Genomic DNA, 16045 nt, shown 5'->3' with positions numbered 1-16045 from the left:
TGTTGATGGAAGCATTATACTACATTGGGACATTTTCCTTTGTGGTATATTAGGACATTATCATAAATGGTTCATACGTGGTGAAATAAATTCGAATATAGATAATTGACATTAAGACAACAGAATGTTAATATAAGTATAGAAAAAGAGTGTTGCCGATAGACGGTTAGCCCATATACTGGTTAGCAAAAATTGCCGCTTAGTTTACAGACAGGGCGGCTATTTTTGTGTATTATTTACATCTTTACCCAATGTGTATCCTATTGTAAAGCAGGTTAAGCCGAAGCTTACAACTGCTATAAGGTCAACAATACTCATTGGCTTAGCCCTCCTTTCCACTGAATTCCCTTACGGGTTTCTATGTAATCAGAGGGTCACAGTCCCTCTGTTGAAGGACTAACCGCCTACCGTTATGGCAACACCCATATAACAATTATAACAGTTCTGCTAAAGGAACACAACCTGAATGTTTAATAAAAGAAAAAAAATATTTTAATAATAAAAACAGGAATAACTAATTCTTTCTAGTTAGGAATTCCTGTTTTTATTGTTTATATGTTTTATTTTTTATGTGGATTATCTGCCACTTTCTGCAATAAATTCCTCAACCTCTTCGCGAGTTGGCATCACGCGGAGAGCACCCTTGCGGGTAGTGATAAGAGATGCGCCTGCGTTTGCGAAGGTAAGCATTTCCATTAGGTTCTCGTCGGAGAGGTCTTCCAGACCGTGGTCGAGAACATAGTTCAGGATGCTGGCACAGAAGGTGTCTCCGGCACCTGTGGTCTCAATGGTGTGCTCCTGAAGGAATGGAGCGCACTCTACACGGCGTCCCTTGTAATAAGCGCGGCTTCCGTCTTTACCCAGTGTAATGAGAACCAGCGGGATGTGATATTTCTCTTCGATCAGCGCAGCGCCCTTGTCGTAGTCTGTGGTATCAAAAAGGAATTCCACTTCGTTGTCGGAAATCTTCAGAACGTCACATTTGGTAAGACCGTATTCAATTTCGACACGGGCATCCTCAAGGGATTTCCAGAGTGGCGGGCGCAGATTGGGGTCAAAGGTGATAATACAGCCGGCTTCTTTTGCCACCTTAATGGCATGACGTGTAGCTTCACGTACGCCCTCATGGGTAGAAGAGAGAGTTCCGAAATGGAAAATACGGGAGTCGCGAATCAGGTCATCCGGAACCTCATCCTTTGTCAGCATCATGTCAGCACCTGGATTACGGTAGAAGGAGAAGTCTCTGTCTCCATCCGGATAGGTGTGGACAAATGCCAGTGTGGTATGTACTTCTTCATCCATAATAAGAGCTTTTGTATCAATTCCAACTTCTTCCACAGCAGCCTTCAGCTGGTTTCCGAACATGTCCTTTCCAACTTTTCCGATAAAAGCGGTCTTCTTGCCAAGGCGCTCAAGCATAGCCAGAACATTACATGGAGCTCCGCCCGGGTTCGCTTCCATGATTGGGTTGCCCTGTGCGCTGGTTCCATTCTCTGTGAAATCGATGAGAAGCTCGCCAAGTGCAGTTACGTCGTAGTTTCGATTACTCATTGAAAAATCCTCCTTAGGTGTTTTCAAAATCATATATCAATAATTTAACGCAGAGGTGTGTATTTGTCAAACAAATTTCTTTCTTTTTCCCGCTTAAAATGGTAAAATAGAAATATCAAAATTATGGTCGGATCGACGGGAAAATATAACAATATTAACATATTTTCCGGAAATCCGACAGTCCGTGAAAATTGGCGGGGAAATGGAGAGACTTATGAGCAAAACAGTATATGATTATATGGACTGGCCAGAAATTGAAGCGGTTGTATACGGGGAAGAGACAGCGCCAAGAGATGTGATGGGACCCAGGCTGACACCGGATGGTGTGCTGATACAGGGCTTTTTTCCGGAAGCCAGAGCTGCGGCAGTGGTTACAGGGCGCACGAAATATGAAATGGAGCTGGAGGACGAGGCTGGCTATTATGCAGTGCTGATCCCAGGCAGAAGAATTCCGGATTATGAATTTCAGGTAGAGTTTGAGAAGGAGACGAAGAACTTTAAGGATGCCTACGCATTTGGCGGACTTCTCACAGAAGAGGATGAAAGAGCCTTCCTTGGCGGCGTATATTATGAAGCCTATAAGAAAATGGGCGCACATCCCATGGTGATGAATGGGGTAGCAGGCACTCATTTCGCAGTGTGGGCACCCAATGCAGTTCGGGTAAGTGTGGTTGGCGAATTCAATAATTGGGATGGCAGAGCACTCCCCATGCACAAGATGCCCATGTCAGGCCTTTTTGAACTTTTTATCCCGGGAGTAAAGGCGGGAGATGCCTATCGTTATGAAATTAAGGCGAAAGGGGATGTGCTCCTTCAGAAGGCAGATCCTTATGGAAACAGAACCCAGCCTGCACCGTTGTGGAATTCTGTTGTGGCAGATGTTTCTGATTTTACATGGAACGACAGCAGCTGGATGGCTGAACGTAAGAAATACGATGACCGCAGGCAGCCGGTTTCCATTTATGAGACAAGTCTGGGACAGTGGAAATCAGGAAAAGAGCTGGTGGCTTTTGCGAAAGAAAAGGGATATACTCATGTGGAACTTCATCCGGTTATGGAATTTCTGGAGGATGGCTCAGACGGATACCCTACATCTGCATACTTTGCAGTCAGCACACGTTATGGCACACCAGCAGATTTTGCAGCACTGGTAGATGAGCTTCATCAGGTGGGAATAGGCGTGATCCTTGACTGGTCACCGGCACAGTTCCCGAGATACGCAGGCGGTCTGGAGAAATTTGACGGAACAGCCCTTTATGAAGTGAAAGACCCGGAAATGGCAGTCCACCCAATGTGGGGCACCATGCTTTATAATTATGACAGTCCTATGGTAATGGATTTCCTGATTTCCAATGCCTGTTTCTGGCTGGAGGTTTTCCATGTGGACGGGCTTCGTATGGATGATGTAGATGCCATGCTTTATCTGGATTATGGAAGAAAGGATGGATGGACACCGAATATGTATGGCTCCAATGAGAACCTTCCTGCCATTGAATTTCTGAAGCATCTGAATTCTATTTTGAAGAAGCGTGATCCAGGGGCACTTCTGATCGCACAGGAGGATGGTCTGTGGCCGGAGCTGACTGACAGTGTGGAGAATGATCACATTGGGTTTGATTATAAGTGGAGTGGCGGATGGACAAGAGATTTCCTATTCTATCTGTCAGTAGATCCGATTTTGCGGAAGAATTATCATGACCAGCTGACTTTGTCCACCTTATATGCATATTCTGAGCATTATATTCTGACTCTTGGAAACAGAGATGTGGGAAGCCTGAATGAGTTTATGGCGAAACTTCCGGGAGATGAGAAGCAGAAGCTGGCACAGGTGAGAGAGGCTTATTCCTATATGATGGTGCATCCTGGCTGTAAAATGATGGCACCGGGGACTGATATGCCGGAGGGACTTGCCAAATGCATTCAGGCGTTGAATACCCTTTATAAGAGTTCGCCTGCTCTTTATCAGATGGATGATGAGTATGACGGATTTGAGTGGGTTCAGCTGATGAAATACGAGGAGAATGTGATCACTTTCCTGCGTAAGACAGAGAAACCAGAGGAAACGCTGCTTGTAATCTGTAATTTCGCCGCAATACCCTACGAGAATTACCAGGTGGGCGTGCCTTTTGCAGGAAAATATAAAGAAATCTTTAATAGCGATGCAGTAGAATTCGGCGGCGAGGGTGTAGTAAATTCTCGTGTGAAGACAGCAAAAGCAGAAGAGTGCGACGAACGTGAGCACTCTATTAAGGTGAAACTGCCGGCACTTGGTGTAAGCATCTACAGCTGCACTCCCGGGAAAGCCCCAGCCAGGAAGAAAGTGACCGCAGCGAAAACTGCGAAAGATAAGACTGCGAAAGATAAGACTGCGAAAGATAAGACTGTAGGAAAACTGGTAAGGACTGTGAAGGCAAAAACTCCAGCAAAGAAGTCAGTAAAGGAAGAAAAAGCTACGAAAGTAGAAGAAGCTGTCAAGGCAGAGAAAAAGGCAGAAACAGTGAAGAAAAGAGCCACAGTAAAAAATGACAATAACAAAGCAGACAGAAATAGCAAATAAGTAATAAAATAGCAAAAAAGACTGCATTTACATATCTGAATTTCAGATGTGAGGAATGCAGTCTTTTTGAATCTTTTTACAATAAGTAAGCAGCGAAGCAGATTAGGAATATCTATTTGATGCAAATAAAAAAAGCTGGAAATGAGACTCGAACTCACGACCCCTTCATTACGAGTGAAGTGCTCTACCGACTGAGCTATTCCAGCTTATGGAATGATAAGTGTATAAAAATTTATACACTTATCAGACACAAAAGATATTTTAAGTTATAAGCAGCCATTTGTCAAGAAAATCTTGGGTAAAAATTCTGATTTATCGTGGGTGAAAATTCTGATTATACGATTTTAAACCAGTCTTTTTCCTCAAACTCAACTACCGTACAGTCATTGGCATAAGTACATTCCGGTAAAATGATCATTGCATGAAGGACATCGTTGTTTACAGGCAGAGGACATAAATGCCAGATAGCGGCATTGATCTTTACCATACATCCTTTGGGAACAAGGAAGGCCTTTGTAAGTTCCGGGACTGGCGTACCGGCAGATGCAGGAGCAACATGAATGATCATATCATCATCCAGAGCTACGATGCCTTCCCAGGTGGTTGTGTGGTATTCTGCCATCTTAACGATTCGCTCATCTTTGCGTACGGCAATGGGAGAAAATCCCATACTTCCCATACAGGTACCTGAGATACGATCGGGATAAAATTTGTGGATTTCGCCCTGTAAAGGATAACCTTCCGGTTCAGTCATGGAACAGTAGGTGCCAAAGGGCGCAAAATCTGTTGGATTAATTTTTACAGCTGTAATTTCTTTCATGGTAAACCTCCTCAAATGTAGTAAAAACCCTTGAAGCTATTGTATCATGGTGTTGGAAAAAGCTCAATAAATATCTTTAAATGGATAGTGTGAATAAAGAAAGGCAGTTAATATTTTTAATAAAAGTTTTATAGATTTAAGAACGCAGTATGTGTTATTATAAAAATGTAGATAAAGTTCATAAAGAAAGGCTTGTGGTGAATGAAAGTACCAAACAAATTGTCAAAAATGCTTTCTACCGCAGGAGAAAAGGCAGCGTATGATAACGCATGTAAGAAATTATTGTCAAACAAGATTATTCTTGCATGGATTATGAAAAGCTGTCTGCAGGAGTACAGGGAGTGTGCAATACAGGAAATTGCAGAGAAATACATAGAAGGAGATTTGTATGTTTCTGAAATTCCAGTATATCCGGATGAAGAAACTCCCGAATTGATAAAAGGACTATCTACTGAAGATACGACCATAGCGGAAGGAACAGTAACCTATGATATTCGCTTTAGTGCATTGATACCAGGCACTGACAATCGATTGAGTCTGATCATTAATGTGGAACCTCAGAATAATTATTATCCTGGGTATCCCATCATTAAGCGTAGCATTTATTATTGTTGTAGGATGGTTTCTTCACAGTATGGAACGGTTTTTACAAACTCACATTACGAAAAGATAAAGAAGGTATATAACGTATTTATATGTATAAATCCTCCAAATTACCGAAAAAATACAATTAATCGGTATTCTCTAAAAGAGGAAAATATGATAGGAAATGTACATGAAAAAGAAGAAAATTACGATCTTCTGACAAATGTGATTATATGCCTTGGGGATGCATATGATAAAGAAGCGTCTGGCATCCTGCGAATGTTGGAAGTTTTACTTTCAGATAAACGGAATGCTTCAGAGAAAAGGATGATTTTGCAGGACGATTTTGGAATCCAAATGGAAATGGATTTAGAAAGTGAGGTAACAGATGTGGGACATGTTCTTGACGATGTAGCACAGAGAAATTATGAAAAAGGAGTTTGCGAGAGTTTGGTTTCTTCAATTAAAACTCTTACAGAAACAATGAACTGGTCTGTGGATCAGGCTATGGATGCACTTAAAATTTCTGAAGAAGATAAAGAAGAAATACGTAAAAAATATAATATTGGATAACATTTTGCAAGGGAGCAGAGCCAATTTGGTTCTGCTCCTGATCTGTTAAATGAAAATGAAAAAATATGTTATCAATGGGAAAATAACTGTTTTCAAATGATTCATTCTATGATAGAATACACCTTGATTGCAAACAAAGGAGATGAGGTACATGTCAGGTTATTCCGCCCCAGGCTTTTTAGAAAAGTTGTACCTTTTTTTGAAGAATTATATGGGAATACGGGTTACCGATATAGCAATATACAGTAATGGCGCTATATAAACATGCACCGTGTTTATATAGAGATTTTCTGAATGTATGGCTATAGGGGTATCCCGTATTTTTTTCGTACTTCACTTAACATTACAGCAGAGCGTGTTAAAAAAGGCTTTCTTCAAAATGCGTGTCACAATTTGTGGAAGCCTGCAGGAATAATTTTCAAACACGCTCCAGAAAGGAGGAGACAAATGTCTGACTCATTTCTTGAATTAAGAAATCTGAAAAAAAGTTTTACATCAGAAGAATATGTTCTACAGGGAATCAATCTGCAAATTGATCAGGGGGAATTCGTCACCTTGCTGGGTGCTTCCGGCTGCGGCAAGACGACCACTCTTCGCATTATCGCAGGACTTGAGCAGCCGGACAGCGGAAGTGTATGGCTGGAGGGGAAAGATGTGACGAATCTGGAGCCAAACCAGAGAGATGTGAACACGGTATTTCAGAATTATGCCCTTTTTCCCCATATGAACGTGGCGGATAACATCGGGTATGGTCTGAAAATACGAAAAGTATCAAAAGCGGATATAAAGAAAAAGGTTAAGGAAATGCTGGAGCTGGTTCAGCTGGAAGGTTTCGAGAAACGAAAACCTGCGGAGCTCTCCGGTGGACAGAAGCAACGTGTAGCCATTGCAAGAGCATTGGCAAATAATCCACGTGTACTGCTTCTGGACGAGCCTCTCGGAGCTCTGGATCTACAGCTTCGACGGACGATGCAATTGGAACTGAAGCGACTGCAGAAGAAGCTTGGAATTACCTTTATCTATATCACCCACGACCAGGAAGAGGCCATTAATATGTCCGACCGGATCGTGGTAATGAATCAGGGGCAGTTTGAGCAGATCGGCACTCCGGATGAGATTTACAACCATCCGAAAACAAGCTATGTGGCAACCTTTGTGGGAAATGCCAATATTTTAAAAGGAAAAGTTGCAGAAATAAATGGTTCTTATGCACAGGTTGAAATAGGAAATGACACTGTTTCCGTTTATACAGAAGAGACTGTAAAGGTGGGAGAGCAGCTTACCCTGGCTGTGAGAAGCGAAAATATTCTGCTGGATGAAGCTGAAATGGAAAATGTAGTTGAGCAAAATGAAGCTGAGGGAACTGGCAGACATCTTCACGCAACTGTGAAGGAGAAGAATTTCGCTGCAGGTCAGCTGCGAGTTCTGCTTGCTTTGTCTGACGGCACAGAACTCACAGCCAGCCGGTTTGGCATGAATGCAAACATTCAGCCAGGTCAGCAGATAAAATGGTATTTTGATCCGCGAAATGCAATTGTAGTAGATCGGGAGTTTAAGACGAAAGAGCCTGCTGATATGTCAGGAGGAAATCAGTGATGGGCGGTCTCAGTAACAGCCGTGGCAACAGCCAGAAATCTGCACCTGTAAAGAACAGCCACGGCAACAGCCAGGAATCTGCATCTGCAAAGAATATCCGCGGCAATAGCAAGAGCGCTGCATCCACCAGGCATACCCGCGCCACCATCTGGATGATTCTGCCACTCTACATTTTTACCCTGATTTTTGTGGCTTGTCCTCTTATCTATATGGTTGCCTTAAGCTTTGCCACTCCCGGAGAAGTCCACGGTGTACAGTGGATTTTTACACTGGATAATTACAGGAAGATTTTGGAACCAGTGTACCTGGATACCTTTGTCCAGTCCTTCCAGCTGGCCATTACAAGTACTGTTTTTATTACCCTGATCGGGTATCCCTTTGGCTATTTTATGGCGAAATTACCAGCAGGCGGCAAAAAGAAAGCTATGCTTCTTCTTATGCTTCCTTTCTGGGTGAATTCCCTGATCAGACTTTACGGCTGGATCATCATCCTTCAGAAAAAAGGCGTTCTGAATTTTGTGCTGAAAAAGCTTGGCCTGATCGAGAAGTCGCTGAAAATCATGTACAGCTACCCGGCAATCATCATTGGTATGATATATGTACTGCTGCCATTTATGATTTTATCAGTATATTCCAGTGCGGAAAAACTGGACTGGTCACTGGTAGAAGCCGCCCGTGATCTGGGGGCAGGTAAGGCAAAGGCCTTCTGGACAGTCAGCTTTAAGCTGACCCTGCCAGGACTTTTGTCCGGTGTGATCCTTACCTTTATTCCATCTATGGGACTGTTTTTCATAGCAGATATCCTGGGCGGAAACAAAGTTGTGCTGGTAGGTAGCCTGATACAGGATCAGATGACCCGGGGAAATAACTGGCCCTTTGCGGCAGCTCTGGCAGTGATCATGATGATCCTTACCACTTTGATGATTCTGCTATACCGCAAGGTCACCAATGCGAAAGAAGTGGAGGGGCTGGGATGATAAAAACACAAAATAATGAAATAGAAGTGCTGAATCCGAAAATGCAAGGTGAAGGCGCCGAGGCTAAAAACGGTACATTAGTTAAAAAGTTTGGAAAGAAGAGAAATACAGGCTTTGGCATGAAACGGAGCACCCGCTTTGAGAAGATATACCTTGGTATCATTTTCTTCTTAATGTACCTCCCAGTAGCCGTAGTCATCATTTTCTCCTTCAATGAGTCCAAGCTGCCTGTCCGTCTCACCGGATTTTCCCTCCAGTGGTACGAAAAGCTTTTCGCAGACAGTGCCATGATGGAAGCACTGGTAAACAGCCTGATCCTTGGCGTGGCCAGCTGCGCGGTTTCAGCAGTTATCGGAACTTTAGGCGCTGTAGGCCTGTCACGGATTCACTGGAAAACAAAAGGCGCATTGGAGTACATTTCCATTTTGCCCCTTATGATACCGGAAATTATTCTGGGTATGGTGCTGATGGCATTTTTCTACATGCTGAACCTGCCCTTCGGAATGCTTACTCTGCTGATCGGACATACGGTATTTTGCATTCCTTATATATTGATGGAAGTAAAAGCCAGACTTGTGGGCATGGATCCTTCCCTTGAGGAAGCTGCCCGGGATCTTGGAGCTACTTCCATGAGAGCCTTTCTTGACGTTACGCTGCCACTGATCATGCCAGCTGTTGCGTCCGGCTCATTGCTTGCCTTTGCCATGTCCATGGACGACGTGGTAATCAGTATTTTTATTAACGGTCCGAGATTGTCTACCTTGCCAATTAAGGTGTACACTCAGATCAAAACCGGTGTCACGCCGGAAATCAATGCCCTGTGCACGATTATGCTGGCTTTTACAGTGGTGATTCTTCTTGTTTACTCTCTTATAAAGAAGTTAAAGAGGAAGTATAAGTAGTCTGCTCACAGGAATCAGCGAAAAAATCACCTGATAAAAGCCGGTTTTTTCACGGCATAAGGAAATATATGGATATTTCCACTTAGGGACGGAAAGGAGCACACGAATGAACAAACTCATAGAGTTGAAAAACCTCACAAAAAATTTTGATGACCAGCAGGTTCTCCGCGGAATCAATCTGGACATCTATGAGAACGAGTTTCTCACCCTTCTGGGACCAAGTGGCTGTGGAAAGACCACAACCCTTCGTATTATTGCAGGCTTCGAGGAGCCAAGCGGCGGCGAAGTATTGTTTAACGGAATTGAGATTTCCAAGCTGCCTCCATATAAGAGAGAGGTAAACACCGTTTTCCAGAAATATGCCCTTTTTCCCCATCTGAATGTGGCAGAGAACATTGGATTCGGTCTGAATCTGAAAAAAGTGGACAAGGACGTGATCGCCCAGAAAGTCACCAAAATGCTAAAAATGGTAGGCCTGGAGGGCTTCGAAAAAAGAGATGTCACCCTGCTCTCCGGTGGACAGCAGCAGCGAGTTGCCATTGCCCGTGCGCTGGTAAATGAGCCGAAAATCCTTCTTCTTGACGAGCCTCTTGGCGCCCTGGATGCGAAAATACGAAAACAGATGCAGATTGAGCTGAAAAAAATCCAACGGGAGGTTGGAATTACCTTCATTTACGTTACGCATGACCAGGAGGAAGCCCTTTCCATGTCTGATACTGTGGTCGTTATGAATAACGGTGAAATTCAGCAGATCGGTTCTCCAACCGATATTTACAACGAGCCCGAAAACCGTTTCGTAGCAGGCTTCATTGGAGAGTCCAATATTATAGAAGGAATTATGATCAGAGATTATCTGGTTCAGTTCGACGGATTTGAATTCGAATGCGTGGACAAAGGCTTTGAAGATAATGAGGAAATCGAGGTTGTGCTTCGTCCTGAGGATCTTGACATTGTGGAACCATCTCAGGCGAAAATCAACGGTGTTGTCCGAAACGTCACTTTCAAAGGCGTTCATTACGAAATTCTCGTAGAAACAGAACTGCGCACCTATAAAGTTCAGACCACCGATTATGCGGAAGTGGGCCGCCAGGTAGGACTGAAATTTGGACCGGAAGACATTCACGTCATGTACAGAATGGGAGCTTATTGATGAAACAGTTTAAGCGCCTGATCATTCCTTACTTTATCTGGGCAATTGTTATCCTTGTGATCCCACTGTTTCTCATTGCCCTGTATGCGTTCACCACAGAAGGAAATGAAGTAATGACACTTTCCTTCACCTGGGGAAATTTTGCCAAATTCCTGGAAGCTACCTACCTGAATGTGATCCTGAAATCCTTCTGGCTGGGACTTCTCACCACCTTTATCTGTCTGGTGCTTGGCTATCCCCTTGCCCTAATCATTGCGAGATGCTCTGAGAAAGTCCAGGGACTTCTCATTATGCTGGTAACCATTCCAATGTGGATCAACATGCTTCTTCGTACTTATGCGTGGATGAATCTTCTTGCAGATAACGGAATCATCAATAACCTTCTGGCAAAAATCGGACTGGGACCTATCAGCATGATGTATACGGATTTTTCCGTAATGGTAGGTCTGATCTGCAACTTTATGCCCTTTATGATCATTCCTATCCATACTTCCTTAAATAAAATGGACAAATCCCTGATCGAGGCAGCCTACGATCTGGGAGCCAACCGTTTCCAGACCTTCTGGAAGGTAATCTGGAAGCTGTCCCTGCCAGGGGTGGTAAATGGTATTATGATGGTTTTCCTTCTTGCCATTTCCTCCTTCGTTATCCCGAAGCTTCTGGGAGGTGGACAGTACATGCTCATCGGTAACCTGATCGAGTCCCAGTTTATCTCAGTTGGAGACTGGAATTTTGGAAGTGCCATTTCCATGATTCTGGCGGTGATCATTTTGATCTCCATGAGTCTGATGAAGCGGATGGACAAGGAAAAAGGAGAATAGGAGAGTATCATGCAGAAAAAAACAAGCTTTTTTCAGAGATTTTATGTGGCCATCTGTCTGGTATTCTTTTACCTGCCAATCCTGGTGACCATGATTTTTTCCTTTAATTCCTCCAAATCCCTGACCAGGTTTACGGGATTTTCCATGAGATGGTATACAGAGCTGCTGCATAATACAGAAGTCAGTAAAGCGGTTTACGTGTCTGTGACTATCGCCATCCTGGCAACTGTGATCTCCACAGTGCTGGGAACCATCACTGCAATTGGTCTTTCCAAGTCCAGGAAGGTGTTAAAGGAAACACTTTTAAATATCAACAACCTGCCCATCTTGAACCCGGATATTGTTACCGCAATCGGATTGATGCTTCTGTTTTCTTCACTGGGCTTCCGGAAAGGGTACTTTACCATGCTTCTGGCGCACATTTCCTTTTGCACGCCATATGTGATCACCAGTGTTTATCCCAAGGTGCGAAGCCTTGACCCGAACCTGGCAAATGCAGCCATGGATCTTGGAGCAACCCCGTTCCAGGCGTTGACCAAGGTAATCGTGCCCATGATCAAGGACGGCATTTTCGCCGGTGCGCTGCTGGCATTTACCATGTCCTTTGACGATTTCGTAATTTCGTACTTTGTATCCGGAAACGGTGTAAAGAATATTTCCATTGTGGTCTATAATATGACCAAACGAATCAACCCTACCATCAACGCCCTGTCCACAATTGTAATCCTGGTCATTGTGCTTGTCATGGTTTTTGCCAACGTGCTTCCAAAGCTCCTGGAAAAGCATGCCAGCAAGCATGCAAAAAAGATTCAGCGCGTGATCGCCCTTCTGTTGGTTTTCGCCCTTGGCTTCGGACTGATCAAGTGCGGAGGCAGTGCAGCGGAGAACCATGTCCTGAAGGTTTATAATGCAGGAGAATATATGGATCTGGATCTTCTGACACAGTTTGAGCAGGAATATAATTGTACTGTAGTTTACGAAACCTTCGAATCCAACGAAATGATGTACACCAAGCTTTCCGGCGGTGAGTCCTATGACGTGCTGATCCCTTCTGATTATATGATCGAGCGTCTGATTAAAGAGGATTATTTACAATATATTGACTGGGATCTGATCCCGAATAAGGGCAGCCTGATGGATGAGGTCATGAATAAAAGCTATGATCCGGGAAATCGTTATTCCTGCCCGTATTTCTGGGGAACGGTTGGTATTCTTTATGATACGACTGTGGTTGATCCGGCAGATCTTCAGGAGGGCTGGGATCTTCTCAGGGATACCAAATATAAAGGAAATATTTACATGTATGATTCTGAGCGGGATTCCTTTATGATAGCACTGAAGGCTCTTGGATATTCCATGAATACTACAGATGAGAATCAGATCCAGGAAGCTTACCAGTGGCTGGTTGACCAGAGAAATACCATGGACCCGATTTACGCAGGTGATGACGTCATTGACAATATGATTTCCGGAAACAAGGCTATGGCAGTTGTTTATTCCGGAGATGGTTCTTATATTATAAGCGAAAATCCGAATATGGATTACTTCACACCGAGTCAGGGAACCAACAACTGGTATGATGCAATGGTTATCACAAGGGACTGCAATGAGACAGAGCTTGCCCATCAGTTTATTAATTTTATGCTAAATGAAGAATCTGCTCTTTCCAATACGGAAGAAGTAGGTTATACTTCTCCTGTAAAGAGTGTTTACGAAACTATGATCACCGGAGAGTATGAGGGCGTTTCCTCCTATATCCCGGATTTTGAAAATCCGAACAGCGAGATCTTCCGTTATCAGGAACCGAAGATCAAGCAGAAATATGCGGAGCTGTGGACGAAGATCAAGGCAGAGTAAACATGGAAATTTATAAAAACGGAAACGTGGCTGGCAGAAGCCGGCTATGTTTTTGAAGAAGAGGAGAATGATTATGAAGAAAAAGGTATTTGCGGTAATTCTTGCTGCAGCAGCAATCTGTGGCAGCCTGTCACCTGTATACGCAGCTGACTCCGAGCTTGTCCTTTATACCTGGGAGGGAATGTTCCCACAGGAGGTCCTGGACGGCTTTGAGGAAGAGACCGGATGTAAGATTGTATATTCCAACTTTGACACTGACGAAACCATGCTGGAGAAGGTTTCCATGGCAAAAGGCGGAGACTATGATGTGGTAATCGCAGATGACTACATCCTTGAGAAAATCGTGGAAGAAGGTCTTGCCACCAAGCTTGACAAAGACAAAATCTCCAACTGGGGAAACATCAATCCTCTTTACCAGGGACAGTTCTATGATGAGAAGGACGAGTACACCGTGCCATATGGCGCAGGTATTCCACTGATCGTATACGATCCGGAGGAGGTTGATCTTGACATTAAGGGCTATTCTGATCTGTGGGATCCGTCTCTGGAGGACAGCATAGCGCTGATCGGCAACTACCGTGTGATCAACGGCATTACTCTTCTCACCATGGGTAAGAGTATGAATGAAGAAGACGTAGATACCATTGCAGAAGCTGGTGAAAAGCTGGTAGAGCTGGCACCCAATGTGCGTATGATCCAGGATGACAACACCCAGAATGCTCTGCTCAACGGAGAGGCTTCTGTAGCGTTCCTTTACACATCCCAGGTAACTGCAGCTCTGGCAGAGAACCCGGATCTGAAAGTGGTTTATCCGGAGGAAGGTCTTGGCTTCGGTGTTATGGGAATGTTTATTCCAAGCGAGGCTCCCAATGCAGAGGCAGCTTACCAGTTTGTAGATTACATTTTAAGACCGGAGGTTGCGGCGCAGTGCTTCAATTATATCGGTTACTACTGCACCAACAAGGCTGCAGACGAGCTGGTAGACGAGAACCTGGTGGTTCCGGACAGTGTAACAAGTGGAGAGAGTATTAAGAATGTAAGTCAGGAAGCTGAGGAACAGTATAATAAGAACTGGACTGAGTTTAAGGCTGCCTGCGATTAAGTGAGTGAATTACTGTTATTACGGTAAGAATTAAAAAAGAGTCTGCATAAGAGAATGCCCCCTGGAAACATTGGGGGATTTTCTTTGCAGGCTCTTTTACTCTGGATTTGTAACTGTGAAATAGATTCAGTTTTGAATTATTTTCAAATATGATGTTAAAAATATTGTCAACATAGCATAATATGACGTATAATGATGTTAAAAACACTAACGAATTCATTGACAGTTATAGATGATTTTGTTAAGATAATTAACATGCAGTTTTTGGGAGGTTTGATATGAAGGAATTTAATTTAGAAAAATTTTGTAAAGACTTAGTCGCTCTTAGAGGAAAAGAGTCTCAGGAGGTTTTTGCTCAAAAACTTGATATTAAAAGACCTACTCTTTCATTATTGGAAAATGGTAAACAGGTGCCTACCATTGATTTGTTAAGCAAAATTTGTAGTTTAACAGGAGAAAAGGCTGATGATTATTTTGTTGAATCTACAACAGATGCGCTTGTATATCTTATGGGTAGTCTTGAGGAATCTGATAAGCTAAAAATTGAGGAAATGGCTGAACGTATCAGAATCAAGGAAAAATATGAAATGCTTGCAAAGAGAGGTAGTTATGTCGTCGATTGATAACAATGAATTATTTGAAAAATATTATCAAAAAGAATATGATTTTAATACAACTTCGCTTTCTTTAGACGAGATTGACGCAATAAAAAAACTAGCCAGGGAAAAAAGAGTTGATTATGCTTCTGCTCCAATGGGAATAGGAGTGTTTAACTGGATTCAAAAACAGAGCAGTGATATTAGATTCGAACTGGTTTCATTTGAATCAGACAAAATTGATGGTATGTTGTATATTCCAACAATGGGAAAAGAAAGAGCATACATTATATTGAATAGTAATAAGCCATTGGTAAATCAGGCTTTTGCAGCAGCACATGAATTCTATCATTATATTAAGGACTATCAGGTGTTTAAGGAGAAACCATACATTTGCGATTTTAGTATGCTTAAGGATGTAAATGAAAAGAAAGCATGCAGATTTGCAGCTGAGATATTATTTCCAGAGGAGGCTTTAAATCGTGAAGTCAGGGATTATTGCAGAAGTCTGCGAGCAACAGATTTTAAATCATTGAATTTTAATCAGATTGCTTCGTTTATTATTGTGATGACAGTAAAATATCAAATGCCACTTAAAGCAGTTATTTATAGACTCGAAGAGGAACATTTTACTGAAAATGTAGAAAAATATATTGAAAACTATGGGTTTATTAAAAAAGTACTTCAAGAAATTCAAATATTTAGTGAACCTGTTTCTATGTTATATGGTACAGTGAATAATTTTATTATTCCGTATAGTAAAACGTATCAGGATATGGAAACATCATTTATTACTGGTAATGCATCAAAAGAAGACATTATCGAGGATGCAAAAATTCTCTCGTTAGATATGGATCTTATCAATGAGTTAGTTGAACAAGATGAAATTTCTGATGATGAAGAAGAGGATGATGAAGAATTATTTTCTATTATAAATGCGAAGCGGGGGTGAGTTTAT

13 protein-coding genes and 1 tRNA gene are annotated in these 16045 nt (G+C 42.7%); 11 read left to right on the top strand and 3 right to left on the bottom strand.

What is annotated here, in order from left to right:
* Window positions 1–576 precede the first annotated feature (576 nt).
* Window positions 577–1551 (bottom strand): carbohydrate kinase family protein, encoded by a 975-nt coding sequence (locus AB5706_RS17455; RefSeq protein ID WP_173719451.1) that lies wholly within the window; start codon window positions 1549–1551, stop codon window positions 577–579.
* A 214-nt stretch (window positions 1552–1765) separates the two neighbouring features.
* Between AB5706_RS17455 and glgB the strand changes: the two genes are divergently transcribed.
* Window positions 1766–4108 (top strand): 1,4-alpha-glucan branching enzyme, encoded by a 2343-nt coding sequence (glgB, locus tag AB5706_RS17450; RefSeq protein ID WP_368366226.1) that lies wholly within the window; start codon window positions 1766–1768, stop codon window positions 4106–4108.
* 133 nt (window positions 4109–4241) lie between these two features.
* Here glgB and AB5706_RS17445 read toward each other — a convergent pair.
* Window positions 4242–4314: transfer RNA gene (locus AB5706_RS17445), tRNA-Thr, on the bottom strand.
* Window positions 4315–4442: 128 nt separating this feature from the next.
* On the bottom strand, window positions 4443–4928 hold the full coding sequence (locus AB5706_RS17440) for an ureidoglycolate lyase (RefSeq protein WP_118578965.1): 486 nt from the start codon (window positions 4926–4928) through the stop codon (window positions 4443–4445).
* A gap of 219 nt (window positions 4929–5147) precedes the next feature.
* Here AB5706_RS17440 and AB5706_RS17435 point away from each other — a divergent pair, with 219 nt between their 5' ends.
* The 10 genes from AB5706_RS17435 (at window position 5148) to AB5706_RS17390 (ending at window position 16039) form a co-directional block, all read left to right on the top strand.
* Window positions 5148–6086 (top strand): hypothetical protein, encoded by a 939-nt coding sequence (locus AB5706_RS17435; protein ID WP_368366225.1) that lies wholly within the window; start codon window positions 5148–5150, stop codon window positions 6084–6086.
* Between the two features lie 447 nt (window positions 6087–6533).
* Window positions 6534–7682 carry an ABC transporter ATP-binding protein gene (locus tag AB5706_RS17430; RefSeq protein WP_368366224.1) on the top strand — a complete coding sequence of 383 codons (1149 nt, stop codon included), beginning with the start codon at window positions 6534–6536 and terminating at the stop codon, window positions 7680–7682.
* A complete protein-coding gene (locus AB5706_RS17425) occupies window positions 7682–8659 on the top strand; it encodes an ABC transporter permease (protein WP_330382688.1) in 978 nt (325 codons plus the stop codon). Before AB5706_RS17430 ends, AB5706_RS17425 begins: the two co-directional genes overlap by 1 nt.
* Window positions 8656–9561, top strand: a complete 906-nt coding sequence (locus tag AB5706_RS17420) for an ABC transporter permease (RefSeq protein ID WP_334285097.1) — start codon at window positions 8656–8658, stop codon at window positions 9559–9561. Before AB5706_RS17425 ends, AB5706_RS17420 begins: the two co-directional genes overlap by 4 nt.
* Window positions 9562–9667: 106 nt before the next feature.
* The gene (potA, locus tag AB5706_RS17415) at window positions 9668–10711 is read left to right on the top strand and encodes a spermidine/putrescine ABC transporter ATP-binding protein (RefSeq protein WP_195590438.1); all 1044 of its coding nucleotides are present in this window, start codon (window positions 9668–9670) and stop codon (window positions 10709–10711) included.
* Window positions 10711–11532, top strand: a complete 822-nt coding sequence (locus AB5706_RS17410) for an ABC transporter permease (RefSeq protein ID WP_148461825.1) — start codon at window positions 10711–10713, stop codon at window positions 11530–11532. Before potA ends, AB5706_RS17410 begins: the two co-directional genes overlap by 1 nt.
* 9 nt (window positions 11533–11541) lie before the next feature.
* The gene (locus AB5706_RS17405) at window positions 11542–13389 is read left to right on the top strand and encodes an extracellular solute-binding protein (protein ID WP_368366223.1); all 1848 of its coding nucleotides are present in this window, start codon (window positions 11542–11544) and stop codon (window positions 13387–13389) included.
* 73 nt (window positions 13390–13462) lie between these two features.
* On the top strand, window positions 13463–14491 hold the full coding sequence (locus tag AB5706_RS17400; protein ID WP_173736489.1) for a polyamine ABC transporter substrate-binding protein: 1029 nt from the start codon (window positions 13463–13465) through the stop codon (window positions 14489–14491).
* 278 nt (window positions 14492–14769) lie between these two features.
* On the top strand, window positions 14770–15114 hold the full coding sequence (locus AB5706_RS17395) for a helix-turn-helix transcriptional regulator (protein ID WP_294671091.1): 345 nt from the start codon (window positions 14770–14772) through the stop codon (window positions 15112–15114).
* The gene (locus tag AB5706_RS17390; protein WP_368366222.1) at window positions 15101–16039 is read left to right on the top strand and encodes an ImmA/IrrE family metallo-endopeptidase; all 939 of its coding nucleotides are present in this window, start codon (window positions 15101–15103) and stop codon (window positions 16037–16039) included. Before AB5706_RS17395 ends, AB5706_RS17390 begins: the two co-directional genes overlap by 14 nt.
* The last annotated feature ends 6 nt before the right edge of the window (window positions 16040–16045 follow it).

The sequence above is a fragment of the Ruminococcus sp. RTP21484sp1_RTP21277st1_D2_RTP21277_210401 genome (genome assembly GCF_040924225.1).
GTDB lineage: Bacteria > Bacillota > Clostridia > Lachnospirales > Lachnospiraceae > Blautia_A > Blautia_A faecis.
This window is presented reverse-complemented; position numbering and strand designations above follow the sequence as displayed.

Coding starts and splice junctions, on each gene's coding strand:
- AB5706_RS17425 (WP_330382688.1), top strand. CDS start 7,682: ATGGGCGGTCTCAGTAACAGCCGTGGCAACAGCCAGAAATCTGCACCT.
- AB5706_RS17440 (WP_118578965.1), bottom strand. CDS start 4,928: ATGAAAGAAATTACAGCTGTAAAAATTAATCCAACAGATTTTGCGCCC.
- glgB (WP_368366226.1), top strand. CDS start 1,766: ATGAGCAAAACAGTATATGATTATATGGACTGGCCAGAAATTGAAGCG.
- potA (WP_195590438.1), top strand. CDS start 9,668: ATGAACAAACTCATAGAGTTGAAAAACCTCACAAAAAATTTTGATGAC.
- AB5706_RS17400 (WP_173736489.1), top strand. CDS start 13,463: ATGAAGAAAAAGGTATTTGCGGTAATTCTTGCTGCAGCAGCAATCTGT.
- AB5706_RS17420 (WP_334285097.1), top strand. CDS start 8,656: ATGATAAAAACACAAAATAATGAAATAGAAGTGCTGAATCCGAAAATG.
- AB5706_RS17455 (WP_173719451.1), bottom strand. CDS start 1,551: ATGAGTAATCGAAACTACGACGTAACTGCACTTGGCGAGCTTCTCATC.
- AB5706_RS17410 (WP_148461825.1), top strand. CDS start 10,711: ATGAAACAGTTTAAGCGCCTGATCATTCCTTACTTTATCTGGGCAATT.
- AB5706_RS17405 (WP_368366223.1), top strand. CDS start 11,542: ATGCAGAAAAAAACAAGCTTTTTTCAGAGATTTTATGTGGCCATCTGT.
- AB5706_RS17395 (WP_294671091.1), top strand. CDS start 14,770: ATGAAGGAATTTAATTTAGAAAAATTTTGTAAAGACTTAGTCGCTCTT.
- AB5706_RS17430 (WP_368366224.1), top strand. CDS start 6,534: ATGTCTGACTCATTTCTTGAATTAAGAAATCTGAAAAAAAGTTTTACA.
- AB5706_RS17390 (WP_368366222.1), top strand. CDS start 15,101: ATGTCGTCGATTGATAACAATGAATTATTTGAAAAATATTATCAAAAA.